This is a genomic window from Ferrimonas lipolytica, from assembly GCF_012295575.1.
GTDB lineage: Bacteria > Pseudomonadota > Gammaproteobacteria > Enterobacterales > Shewanellaceae > Ferrimonas > Ferrimonas lipolytica.
On the sequence record NZ_CP051180.1, the window covers coordinates 1,164,758 to 1,177,553 of the forward strand.

Consider the following 12,796-nt stretch of genomic DNA (forward strand, 5'->3'; position numbering starts at 1 on the left):
CATCAGGGCAAGTTCAGCTCAAAATTGTCGGTTCGTCATCTCGAACTAAGCTGGGAATATGGCACAATAACGCCCCATTTTTTAGTGAGGCCATGTAGTGAACGACACCAACTTTGACGATCGCGCCACTAAGTTTGCCAATAACATCTACGGCACAACCAAAGGGAAGGTGCGTGAAGCGGTGTTATGGCACTTATTGCAGCAACAATTTTTACCGAGCTTGTGTTGCGGTGGTCGCGTATTGGATGCCGGTGGTGGCCAAGGGCAGATGACGTTGCGCTTAGCCCAGCAAGGGTATGAAGTCGTACTGACCGATCTCTCCAGCGAGATGTTGCAATTCGCGCAACAACAAGCGCAACAGCTAGCGGTAGCGGCTCAATTACAACTGATTGAAGGGCCGATTCAACAACTGCAGCAACACCAACTTGGCCAGTTTGATGGCGTGATATGTCATGCGGTATTGGAGTGGGTTAAGCAGCCGGAACAGGTGATCGTGCAACTGTTTGACCATCTTAAACCCGGAGGTTTGTTGTCGTTGGCATTCTTTAATCTTCGCGGCGCTGAACTGCACAATTTGGTCTCTGGCAACTTCGATAATGTCGGTGCCGCACTAACCGCCAAAAAAACCAAACGAGTTCGATTGGTACCCCATAGCCCACTCCAAAATGAACAGGTGTTGGCCATGACACAAGCGCTGGGGTTTGAGCTGGTGTCGCAGGCTGGAGTGCGGGTGATTCACGATTATCTGCGTGATAAGTCGCATCAACAAACCAAGTTGGAACGTTTGATAGAGTTGGAGATTGAGTACTGCCAGCAACCGCTATATCGCGATTTAGGACGTTATACTCATTTGTTGCTGCGTAAACCTTATCTTACCGATTAGCGCTTTAGCGCAGCAGGGGTTAGCGGCACCACGACTAACGGTACCTTTTGTGCTAGCACTTGCTGTTGCATCCAGCAGGTTTTATGCGGTTTTAGCTGCTGCCATATTGGTTTGATTGCGTGGTTTGCTACTTGCTCTAATTGCTGTTGTTGTCGGTCTTGTTGGAGCCATTTATGCGGATCCCCTTTGAGCTTGTCGAACGACGCAGGTAGAACAATGGCGCCGGCTCCAAACTCTACTGCCAGCAGCAAGCCCTTAGGATCCCAATCCCCAAACCAAATTACCTTCAGTTGAGGCCGCGCAGCTAATAGCGCTTTGACTGCTTTGGCATCGATGCCATGGCCACGATAGATAACCGGCAGCTTGGCCAACTCATCAGTAAGTGGATACTGGCGAATGCAATCGAAGCTATCAAGGTTTTCCACCAACAGTACCGAGGTTAATGGTGGTAGCTGCTGCCACGCAATCCGCAGGCTCATATCGACGCGATCATTAGCTAAGCCCCAATGAACCAGATCATCGGCGCCGGGACGATAGTAGATTTTATCGTGGGAGGGGGTGTGTGCGGCTAACTTTTCTTGACTACTGATGCCCGCCATTTGGTGGCGGTCTCCGCAACGCTGGGCCACTTCTCGGCTGTCGGCAAAACCACCCAGTGCCGTGATCTCGCGTTCTAATTGGGCTAATTGCTCTGGGGTATAACGAAGATAGCCATGCTCGAGAACGGTGCTGCCAAACTCAAACTGCAGGTGCAGCTTGTTGAGGTTGACGTTAAGCTTGGCACGGCCACTGGGGTCGCGCCGAAGTTTATCGACCTGCTTGACCATGCTACGGGTGAGCGTTGTAACTTGACCTACTGCAGCCATACCCGTACATCTTCGATAAAGAGGTTGCCGGAAAATTGCGGATGTGGGGTTTGCTCGTACTCCAACTCGAAGAACTGCCGCTGCTCTAACGGCAAGCTATCAAAGCCACAAATTACCTGATAGAGCCAGGTCTCCTCGGCAAAGGTTAACTCAGCTTTTTGGTGGTATTCGAGCGCTGACATTTTAACACCACTGCCATCAATGGCTTCGATATAAAACTGATCCACTGCTTGTTTAAGCGCTTCATCTGGCAATTCAAACGCTTCAGCTTGGCCTAACTCAAATGCAGTCGCCTGGTTTGTCGTTGCGTGGCTATCGTTATTCTGGCTACGCCGGATCTGACTAACCAGCTGCAGTAGGGTGTGTTCTTCATTGCTGTCGTTCACGTTTACTGCAGCGGGGGTGATACAGGCGCTGGCTTGGTTAAATAGTGGCGGTACATTAACTCGGTCGGCGTGTTCTCCAACCCGATAATCAGGGTGCTGTTCAACGTGCAACAAGAACCCTTTGAGCAAACGAGTACGGCCTTGGATTTCGCGAAAACGGCCAAGCAGGGCGAGCAAACGGTTCTGTACTACCCCAAGCTCTTGCGCGCAATCGACCAAAGCGTGTTGCAGGCTTATTACCAACAAACGGCGCAGCTCGCGGGCGTCGCCGGCCAATTCTGCCAGTTCGTCGAAGCGGAAAAGTTCAAGGCTGATAAGGAGTTCACTGACCTGCTCTTGGGCTAGTTGGTTTTCACGGATCTTTGCGTCGATGGAACCCACATAGCCAAAGTCATTGTTAATACGCGACCACAAACTGCGAGTGCTTTGACGCAAGCTCTCTTTGAGGCTAAACACCACCTCAGTGAGATCGCCTAAATAGACGTCAGCGTCACTGAAGCGCTTGTGGTGCAAGGCTTCTTTGTAATGTGCAGCTAGGGTTTTCATGGTGCTGATGGCCGAGCCAACGTTGGCATCGACTTGGCGATTGCGTTCATCTTTGAGCGCTTCGCCGAGCATATCGCGCACCGATGGCGCTAGGCGTAACGATTCACCAGCATCGGGGCGCCGTAACACGCCCTGTTTTACCAGCTTGTCGACCGCTTTCGGATCCGCGTCGTCGTTAACGGTGCCAGATAGATAGGTGTCGAGTAACAGATCGGCATTGCGATTAAGCAGCGCTAGAAACTTTTTACCTACCTGCTTGAGGTTCTCGCTCACAACAAGCTCTCCTGACTGCCGGACTCCGCTTTCTGCTCTAGTGCGAGCGACTCGGTCTCGTCAATAAAGCGGATAACTTCATACAGGTACTCAATTTTACCGGTTACCTGATAGATCTGTTTTTCGATATTAGGACGGATGAGATAACCCATCTCGACCAAACGCTTGAAGATCTGCTTGAGCTGACCATCAACCGCTGCAGAGGCTGAATTAAACAGGCGATAGCGGCTGATTTTTTCCAACTGCTCGCGCAGCGCCGGCACATCTTCCACCGTGGTTTGAATCTCATTAAGACGAATTCGAACCCCTTCACTCAATGGTTCATCGCCACTGGCAGCTTCTTGCACTAATACCATCCAGTTTACCAACGGTTGCAACGCGGCTACGGTATCGTTGAACTGACTACCGATAACCTTGCGTTCATTATCACCAAGATCTTGGTAACTACAGAAAAACACCGTACCAGCCGCCGCGGTTGCCACACTGCGGTTGAGCGGGCGCAACATGTCGTTAAGCTGTTGGCGTTTGTCTTCGCTGCTCAGTAGTGTCCAGCTTTGTTCATCGCTAATGCGGCAGATAAATTGCCCCTGCAATAGCTGCTCCATCACTTGGCCTAATTCGGTTTTCATGCGCTGTGCTCCTCAAGTTGGCGCTTCGCTAATCGCGCGGCGATAGGGCTGACTTTCGGTTGCACAACTTGCAACTGTTTGGTCTGTTTATTGATGATGTAGCGGTTGTTGAACAGGCTTAGCACATCTGACTCAGGGTTCGGAAATGCTCCCAGCACGGCGATACGGTTGTTTTCACAGGCGTCAAAAATCTTCTTCACGTTACCGTGGTGGAGAGTCCCCAGCTCATCGATTGGCCAGTGAATGATCGCGTTGGAGTTACCCCGTAGCAGGCGGGTAAAGGCCAATAGGAACTTACACAGAATCAAGTAAGCCATACCGTGGCTTGACGATTCATTGAGTTGGCGGTCGGTCCGAATAACCAGATCGGAATTGCCTTCGCGCAGACGCAACTCGATCTCCAGTAATTTCGAGACCGAGCCGGTAAGAGCAGAGCGGCCAATGACTTCAAGAGTTCGGCGGAGCAGCTGTGCGTACTCCTCCCCTGGTAGATCGTTGAAGCCCTGATCCCGCCATTTCTGGTGGGCTGCACTAAATTGCTTCAGTTCATCCCAAAACTCCAACTCACCGATTTTTGAACGGATCTTCACTGCCGAGCCCGATACGCCATCAAGGGTTAATTCGCCACTAACCTCTTTGGTGATGCGACTGGATTGAGTTCCGATGCGTTTGTCGATATCAGCCAAAATGGCGTAATAGCCTTCCAACTCCATACCATAGGTTTGACCGAGGCCACGTAGCACTTCGATCCGCTGTGGCACCAAGTGATTCATTAGGTTACGCAACGATGGTACCAGCTTGATGTGATTTAAGCGGGCAACGCCGTTGTCGCTTTGTTCTATACATTCACTGCGCCACTGTTCCCAGTTGGCTGCGAGCTCCGGGCCAGCTTTATGACCAATCTGGCTGTCAAAGCTATCAACCTGTTCCTTGATTACGCTGCGATGTTGCTCGCGTTGTTTCAGCTGTTCATCAGCATCGCGTAAGCGCTCATCCAGTGGCGCAGTGGTGACGGTATCAGTAGCAGTAAGGCCCGGCAGAGTAAGTTTGGCTAAGGCGCTGAGCAGTTCTGTTAACTTGGTCAGCTGCTCTCGACTCTGGCTTAATTGACGGTCGTTATCGCCGTGTGCTTGCTTAAGCTCATTACGCAACGTCTTAAAGTCGCGTTCGATGGTTGCCAGTTGCTGGTCAAGGCTGAGGATCTCCTGCTTAGCGATGTTGAGCTGGGTTTGTAACTTAGGTTGTTCGATACTAAAAGCGGTAGCAAACCACCGATCGTAATCGGACACCTTATCGCGCAGGTTTTCGACCTTGATGATGCGTTGTTCAAGGGTTTGGATCTGCTCGCGTAATTCGATGATCTGAGTGTCATCGACACCGCGATCCTTCAGTTCGGCTTGATACCAGCGTTCGCATTCGCTCAGCTCGGTTTTCTTTTGTTCGCGGCGACTGCTCAAATCGGCACTGAACTGGCTCAGTTGTAGCTCGATGTTACCGATACGCTCCTGCCAGAAGGACTCTTTATCCATTCTCGCTTCAAGCTGCTGCCCCTTTAACTCATCAACGAAGGTACGATACTGGCTGTTCAGCTTGGCCAACTCTTGTTGAACTTGCTTAAGTTGCTGCTGCGCTTGCTGCTTGCGATCGCTTAATGCTGCTTTTTGGCTCTGCAGTAAGCTGCGCTTTTCATCCAGCAGGCGCGCGTGGGAGGCTTTATCGCTTTGGTATTGGGTATTGGCACGGATAACAACTTCCGCTTGCTGCTGCAGTCCACTTTGCTGTTTATCGATATCGCTTTCGAGCTCGGCTTGAGCGGAACGAGCCTGTTCCAACTTCAACCTAGCTTGTTCAGCGCGGCTGGCCAGTTGTGCTTCGTCTTGGGCGTATTCAGGTGGGTCTACTCGATCAAGTTCTAGCGCTATGCCATACAGACCACTAGTCTGGGCGGCGACAACGGGTTTTAGATCGTTGCGGCTAAGCAGTTCAGGGCGGATAACCTTACCGATGCTGTTGCACCAATCAGGCTGTTCTTCTCGCAAGAACTTCAACAGCGAGTTGTCTTTTGGAAAGCGCAGCTCGTCGATGGCGTTCCATTGTTGTTGTGCTTGTTCAACCACTAAGCGTTGTTGGGTCAGCTGCTGTTGCAACTGTTGACGCTGTTGGTTGAGCTTATGTTCTTCACGACGTGCCTGTTCTAAGCCATTCTCCGCTTGTTGGCTTTGGCTAAAGGCCCGCTCAATGCGTCCTTCAAGCAGTTCGACCTGTTGTCGTTCATCGGCGGTGAAACTGACCGCATCGATCTGCAGCTGCCATTTTTGCTGGCTCAGCTCCAACACCTTAGTTTGTTGGTGATGTTGCTGTTCGGCGGCGCTGGCTTGATTACGGAAACCATCTTCTAACTGGCGCAGTTCGTTTTGCTGCTGACGTTGGAGGTCGGTCTGTTGCTGGCGGGCCTGTTCCTGTTTTTCCCGCAGACTTTCTATCGCAGCGTTGTTGCTGATCTCAATCTGGCCGCGACGTTGGTTATAGCTGGCTTCAATATCGAGGTGTTTCTCGGTCAGGAGCGCGAGCCGTTGTTGCATCGACTCGCCATCGGCTCGCCACTGCGGTAGTCGGTCGAGATCGCGCTTAACCTCTTCGATGCCAAGATCTTCCCAGTTTTGATGATCTTGTTCGATTAGGTCGAGGCGTTTGCTAAAGCTGTCTTCATCCGCTTTGGCATCACTGCGTAGACCTTTCTTTACTGCGGACTGTTCGTCGTACTGCTTTTGCGCTTCATCTTGCTGATAGCGAATTTCGCGGAGTTCGCGTTCGAGTTGTTCTATCGCTTCAGTCAGCAGGATCTTGTCGCTATCAAAGCCAAAGGCTAAGGCCTTCAGTTGCAGTTCGCAGTGTCCCAACGCGTCGTAACGCTGTTCCAGTTTGACAAAATCTGGCCGAATCGACTCGAAGTGAGCCATTAACATGCTCTCTTTGATCCACTCGTCGACGTTGCTTGCTTTTAGTTTTGTGCTTGGGGTTTCTACGCCATCCTCTTCCAAAATGGCCGCTACCATCGAGCGGATGGTCTCCATTTTGCCTTCTTTGGAGTGAACCGCGCGCACCAGTTTTTCGATGTGGCGCAGATTGGCGTTGGATTCGGCTAAGGAGAATACGCTAGCGAGCTGGCGTAATTCGCGGGCATTGCTGGCGGTGTTCATCAAGCTACGGTCATTCTGGATAACCGCGCGATACTCTTTTACGCTACTAATTGCGTTGGAGAAGGGCACGCCTTGCGCTTTGAAGACGCGGCGCAACTCGGTGGCGTTGTTACACTCAACGCTGTTGCCGTCACGGCGCTTGATGTAATCGTCCATATCGAAGGCTTTACCAACAAAGCGGTATTGAACCCCTTTGCCGTCGCCACTGCTGGACATCACCGTTTGCGCTAGCTCGCCACTAGGACGGAGGTATTCGTAGATGATAAAACTGGATTCTGTCGGCAGGTACCAACGCTCGAAACTATCGCGAGTCGCGGGGACAACCTTACTCGGATACTCACCATAAAACACCGGAACAAGTCGTTGGAGCGTGGTCTTGCCGGAGGCATTGGTGCCACAAATGTTGGTGTGTCCATTCAATTTGAGCTCAACCTCACCACTAAGGTGGGTGTTGATCAAGAGTATCCGATTTAGTGTCGACATAGGGTGTTAATGAAGCCTGATTAAATTACAAATTAGTTTGTGTGTTTGCCAGTCAGGGCGCTGTCGATAAAGCAGACAGAGTGCGAGCAATAACACTGTCAAAGTAATGTACCTAAGTTTTATCTTTAACGCATTGCTCTATGCATCGACTTGAATGCTAAATCGCCATAAATAGCCGAGCTAATGTATTGATTGGCCATTAAATGTTCGAAAATGGCAGTTCACTCGGAATGAGCATTGGCGGCAGATCCCTTGTAACGGTTGTCACAGCTCAGTTTCAGGGATGCGGGCTGGGTCATAATCCTCGCATTCCAATTTGACGTTTCCATTTTGCTTCTGCATCGTAGACCGCGTTTTATTTTGCAAAGAGTGAAAAATTGTTGTTTAACTGGCTAAAAACACGTCGCGAACGTGCCATCTTCAGCGGTCCCAAACGTCGATTCCGTCCCCAAGCTCGGCGTCATTCTTATGGTGCTTCTCGACGTTCAAAATTGCTGTGTTTGTTACCGACGACTCCGGCCGCGCAAAAAACGATGTTGTGCTTGCTGGTGTTGGTCGGACTCGGCTACCTATTTAGTCAGCAGCAAACGGCACCGCTATCCAACAATCAACGTCAAAGCCTGCCGGCGCTCGACTTTTCCAAGCGAAGTGATGTTACGGCAGTGTCCAGCTCAACCCCAGTGTTGGTTAACAACTCCATCAGCAGCACTGCGCCAGTGGCTTCATCAGTAACCGGCAATCCTTTAGCCGAACGCACTATTGATGCCGCGCCAACTCCAGCAGTAACAACTGACGAACAAGTGCAAGCGCCGGAACCGTCGATATTCAGCCCCCAAGTTGAATATCAGATCCAAAAGGGCGATACCCTAAGCGGTATTTTTGACCGGTTTGCGGTTGGCCAACAACAGATGTACCAACTGCTCGAAGCGGATTATGCGCTGTTGGCTCTGGATACTTTGATGCCGGGCAATTTGATTAAATTGTGGATTGATGCTGACAGTACGCTTACCAAGTTTGAGATTGAGTTCGATCGCAGCCATCAGGTGGTATTTACCCGTGCTGCAGAGGGTTACGAAGTAAACGAAGTTATCGTAGAAGGCGATTGGCTCGCAAAAAGTATCGAAGTTTCGATTGAAGGTAGCTTTTCTGGCTCGGCGCAAAAAGCTGGTTTGAGTAGTGCACTCAATCAGCAGATCTACAACATGTTTAAGGACAAGCTCGACTTCCGCCGGGCTTTACGTGCCGGTGATACCGTGCGGGTGCTGAAACAGCAGCAGTCAATCGACGGCGAGCTTACCGGTAACGAACGTCTACTGGCGATCGAATTTGAAGGCCGTAACTGGCAGCACACTGCCTACCTCCACGATGACGGTAGTTACTACGACGCCGAGGGCCAGAGCCTGGCGCGAGCGTTTTTACGCCACCCATTTGCCAACGATCAACGGCTAAGTTCGCGTTTCAACCCCCGTCGTTTACACCCGGTAACCAAACGAGTTTCACCGCATAATGGTACGGATTACGCTGCCCCATACGGTACGGCAATTTTGGCAGCAGGTGATGGTGTGGTTAAAAGAGTCGAAAATCACCCTATCGCCGGTAAATACGTGGTTATCCAACATGGGGGGGAGTACCGAACTCGTTACCTTCATATGTCGCGCATTGACGTTCGACGTGGCCAAACGGTAAGCCGTGGCCAGCGAATTGGTGCTGTAGGTAAAACCGGTCGAGTGACTGGAACTCATCTTCACTATGAGTTCCATATTCGCGGCCGTGCGGTGGATTCGTTACGGGCGAAAATCCCGATGGCGACATCAGTAAATAGTGATGAAAAGCAGCAGTTTTTGGCTAAGGTAAATCGCTACCGTACCCAAATGAATGAGATGTTGGCCAGACAGCAGGGTGGTACGTCGGAGCTAGCCAGCACCAACTAAATGGATCTATTGAAGCGCAGCGATTGCGCTTCGGACCAGATAACGGACGCTAAGCTGACGCTGGCGTCTTTTGGTATGGCGGGTTGAGTTCGAAATCGGGTGGCAGGCGGTTGTCGATGCTCACCATGTAATCTCCCTCTTCCCATACTATTTGGCAGGGATAGCCGAGGCTCTTAAACAGCCGCAGCATCGGCCCATTTTGTGGGTGTACCAAGGCAACCACTTCGGTAATGCCCCAAGCGCGGGCTTGGTCAATTAATGTTGCCACCAACAGTCGACCTAATCCCTTACGCTGCATCTTATCGATCATCATGCACGACAGCTCACCAATCGACTCTTCCGGTTTGGTACGGATAATTCTGCCAGCACCACACAGCTTTTGCTCAGGGCCGTAGAGCACCACTAGCCCGAGATGGATATCAAAATCGACATTGGTATAACGCTGCACTTGCTTGAGGGTCGGTTTATCAATGACACGTAAAAAACGCATGTATAACGAGCGAGTGGAGATCTCAGGGTAGAGGTCGAGAATGGTTTCCGCGTCTTGTGGGCGGGTGGCACGGATCAGCACCGCTTCGCCATCAGTGGCGTGGGCTGGAATCGATATCTGTGCCGCCTGCTCAGCGGTTAAACGATTGGAATTAGTCATTGTTTAGCACCTCTATTAATTCCAGTATAACCAGCCCGTTACGGTGCAAGTGTGGCGCCGCACTAAATTTGTTAACCAAATGATAAAAATTAAATTTACGTGACCGAAGCCACTAGTGACTATAACCCTTTCTGGGTATAAGTCTTTAACTCTATTGGAATTGATTGACACACAGGTTGTAAAAACCGATGTAAATTGACTCGGATTATACAGCCAATTAAATGGCCGTGTACCAACTAAGTGTTGTTCTTTACAATGCTGTTAAAGCACCGACGAGACGAGTGTTGGTACATGGGAAAAGCACTACCGTCATTGATCTTCTGCCGCATTGGAGCAGTTCAGCGAAGCGTTTTGGGCTGCGACCTAAGGCAAAGGGGGATTCCAAAGGGGGCGGAGCTCCCCCCCTAATGCATACAAGAATGTGCCGTCGCCATCGCTACATAGTTCCCTAAAAGCACCGCAGTCGGTGTAGCTGAAGGCTTGATATAAACCTCAACACTTAACTGCGACACAGCCAATGATAACAGCCAAAAGCTAATGGAAGTGGTTGCTGTTACTAACAGCAAAATGCCAGACAGCTAAGCTGAATGGCATTTTGTAGTTTGGGTGACCTTATCGGTTAGTCGCAGCCGCGATTCATCCGTTGATCGATCAGGCCATCAAGTACTGTTGGATCCGCTAAGGTACTGGCGTCGCCCAAGGCTGATACTTCATCCGCGGCGATCTTACGGAGAAAACGACGCATGATCTTGCCCGAGCGGGTTTTTGGTAACCCAGGAGCCCACTGCACCAGATCTGGAGAGGCGAGGGCGCCAATTTCGGAGCGAACCCATTGGCGTAACGCCTGACGTAGCTCTTCACTCTCCTCTTTATCGGCATTAAGGGTAACGTAGGCGTAGATCCCTTGTCCTTTGATATCGTGGGGGTATCCAACGACAGCAGCTTCGGCTACATCAGGGTGAGCAACCAAGGCGGATTCAATCTCCGCCGTACCCAAACGGTGGCCAGAAACGTTAATTACGTCATCAACGCGACCAGTAATCCAGTAGTAACCATCGCCGTCGCGGCGGGCACCGTCACCAGTAAAGTACATGCCGCGGAAGGTCTTAAAATAGGTTAAGACAAAGCGTTCATGATCGCCGTAGACGCTGCGCATTTGTCCGGGCCAGGAGTCGAGAATAACTAAGTTACCCTCACCTTCGCCATCAATCAGGTTACCCATGTTGTCTACTAACGCTGGTTGTACCCCAAAGAATGGGCGAGTGGCTGAACCGGGCTTAAGATCGGTCGCGCCGGGCAGCGGGCTAATTAAGACCCCACCGGTTTCGGTTTGCCACCATGTATCAACAATAGGACACTGCTCTTTACCAATCTCTTGGTAATACCAACGCCACGCTTCTGGGTTAATCGGTTCGCCAACCGAGCCCATAATACGCAAACTGCTGCTGTCGAAATTTGGGTATCCTTCTGTGGCTTGCGCCATCAATGCGCGAATTAGAGTTGGCGCTGTGTAGAGGATATTGACGTTGTGACGTTCAATCATCTCTCCCATGCGGCTGATGTCTGGCCAGTTAGGTACCCCTTCGTGCATCAGCACTGTGGCACCATTGGCTAGCGGACCATAAACCATATAGCTGTGACCGGTGATCCAACCTACATCGGCAGTACACCAGTACACCTCGTCTTCACGGTAATCGAAGACATACTCATGGGTCATCGAGGCGTACACCATATAGCCGCCTGTGGTGTGCAGCACACCCTTAGGTGAGCCAGTTGAGCCGGAGGTATAGAGAATAAACAGCGGATCTTCTGCGTTCTGCTCTTCCGCTTGGCAATATTCAGACGACACAGCCATAAGCTCATGCCACCATACATCTCGACCTTCGACGAAGTCGATATGGCCGCCAGTACGATTTAGTACTATCACTTTTTCGACGGTTTTAACGTCAGGCGACTGCAGTGCTAAATCGATATTAGCTTTCAAAGGGATAGTGCGGCCACCGCGGATGGCTTCGTCTGAGGTAATAACCACTCGAGATGAACCATCGTTGATGCGAGAAGCGATAGAGTCTGGCGAGAAGCCGCCAAAGATCACCGAATGTACCGCACCAATGCGGGCACAACTTAGCATCGCTATCGCAGCTTCTGGCACCATTGGCATATAGATGGTCACTACATCGCCCTTGCGAACCCCTTGACTACGAAGCGCGTTGGCAAACTTTGATACTTCTATATGCAGTTGACGATAGGTCAGAGTACGCTGCTCAGAGGGGTCGTCACCTTCCCAAATAATGGCGGTCTTGTCGCCGCGTGCTTCAAGGTGGCGATCAACGCAGTTGTAGGTTGCGTTAAGGGTGCCGTCGGCAAACCAATTGATGAATAAGTTATGGTCGTCGAAAGAGACCTTCTTAATCTTGGTAAAAGGCTTAAACCAGCTAATTCGTTGACCGTGTTCGCGCCAGAAACCCTCAGGGTTAACCACGGATTCTTGGTACATCTTGCGATATTGGTCTTCATTAATTTTACTGTTTTCGGCCAGTTCAGGACTCACTGGATAGAGAGACTGCGTACTCATTAGGTTTTTCCCTCTCCTAACTAAAGAATTAATTTAAGTGTCGCAATCACATCGGATCGCAACCATTAGACCATGGTCTACCGGCCAATATCGCATCGTAACCGTTTGATTGTTAGGTTTTAAATGTTTTTGCGTGAGCTGGATCTCATTGGGTTTGGTGTTGAGTGTGATATAAGTCACGCTCAATGGGGCGCAAAGATTGCTTTTTTGCTTAGCTTTTTTGCAAGCTATCCGGCGTTATTGTGTCGGTGCAATGTTGTTTAAATAGAGATGTGACCATCAACATTGTACCCAGATAAGCAGCAATGGTGCCGTCACTCTATAGTCGTTTACCAGCAAGCACGGTGCATATAGCAACTACTAAAGCCATGCCCT

Annotated in this window: 8 protein-coding genes; 2 read left to right on the forward strand and 6 right to left on the reverse strand. The window is 50.6% G+C overall.

What is annotated here, in order from left to right:
* Positions 1–97: 97 nt before the first annotated feature.
* Complete coding sequence (locus tag HER31_RS05620; protein ID WP_168659643.1) at positions 98–883, forward strand: methyltransferase domain-containing protein; 786 nt, start codon at positions 98–100, stop codon at positions 881–883.
* Here HER31_RS05620 and HER31_RS05625 read toward each other — a convergent pair.
* The 4 genes from HER31_RS05625 to HER31_RS05640 are packed head-to-tail and all read right to left on the reverse strand — an operon-like array spanning position 880 to position 7,266.
* Positions 880–1,749, reverse strand: a complete 870-nt coding sequence (locus HER31_RS05625) for a DUF7281 domain-containing protein (protein ID WP_168659644.1) — start codon at positions 1,747–1,749, stop codon at positions 880–882. The genes HER31_RS05620 and HER31_RS05625 overlap by 4 nt on opposite strands.
* Complete coding sequence (locus HER31_RS05630) at positions 1,737–2,954, reverse strand: phosphoenolpyruvate carboxylase (RefSeq protein ID WP_168659645.1); 1,218 nt, start codon at positions 2,952–2,954, stop codon at positions 1,737–1,739. Before HER31_RS05630 ends, HER31_RS05625 begins: the two co-directional genes overlap by 13 nt.
* Complete coding sequence (locus tag HER31_RS05635; protein ID WP_168659646.1) at positions 2,951–3,583, reverse strand: condensin complex protein MksE; 633 nt, start codon at positions 3,581–3,583, stop codon at positions 2,951–2,953. Before HER31_RS05635 ends, HER31_RS05630 begins: the two co-directional genes overlap by 4 nt.
* Positions 3,580–7,266 (reverse strand): ATP-binding protein, encoded by a 3,687-nt coding sequence (locus HER31_RS05640; RefSeq protein ID WP_476702605.1) that lies wholly within the window; start codon positions 7,264–7,266, stop codon positions 3,580–3,582. Before HER31_RS05640 ends, HER31_RS05635 begins: the two co-directional genes overlap by 4 nt.
* A gap of 377 nt (positions 7,267–7,643) precedes the next feature.
* On the opposite strand from HER31_RS05640, the gene HER31_RS05645 reads away from it, so the two are divergent.
* On the forward strand, positions 7,644–9,197 hold the full coding sequence (locus HER31_RS05645) for a peptidoglycan DD-metalloendopeptidase family protein (RefSeq protein WP_168659648.1): 1,554 nt from the start codon (positions 7,644–7,646) through the stop codon (positions 9,195–9,197).
* Between the two features lie 49 nt (positions 9,198–9,246).
* Here the strand turns inward: HER31_RS05645 and HER31_RS05650 are convergent, their stop codons facing one another.
* Both HER31_RS05650 and acs read right to left on the reverse strand, forming a co-directional pair.
* Entirely contained in the window at positions 9,247–9,846 is a 600-nt protein-coding gene (locus HER31_RS05650) for a GNAT family N-acetyltransferase (RefSeq protein WP_168659649.1), read from the reverse strand.
* 619 nt (positions 9,847–10,465) lie between these two features.
* On the reverse strand, positions 10,466–12,421 hold the full coding sequence (acs, locus tag HER31_RS05655; RefSeq protein ID WP_168659650.1) for an acetate--CoA ligase: 1,956 nt from the start codon (positions 12,419–12,421) through the stop codon (positions 10,466–10,468).
* Between the last annotated feature and the right edge of the window lie 375 nt (positions 12,422–12,796).

Bases quoted from the DNA above. Each gene is read 5' to 3' on its own strand.
- HER31_RS05625 (WP_168659644.1), bottom strand. From the start codon at position 1,749: ATGGCTGCAGTAGGTCAAGTTACAACGCTCACCCGTAGCATGGTCAAG.
- HER31_RS05635 (WP_168659646.1), bottom strand. From the start codon at position 3,583: ATGAAAACCGAATTAGGCCAAGTGATGGAGCAGCTATTGCAGGGGCAA.
- HER31_RS05640 (WP_476702605.1), bottom strand. From the start codon at position 7,266: ATGTCGACACTAAATCGGATACTCTTGATCAACACCCACCTTAGTGGT.
- HER31_RS05650 (WP_168659649.1), bottom strand. From the start codon at position 9,846: ATGACTAATTCCAATCGTTTAACCGCTGAGCAGGCGGCACAGATATCG.
- acs (WP_168659650.1), bottom strand. From the start codon at position 12,421: ATGAGTACGCAGTCTCTCTATCCAGTGAGTCCTGAACTGGCCGAAAAC.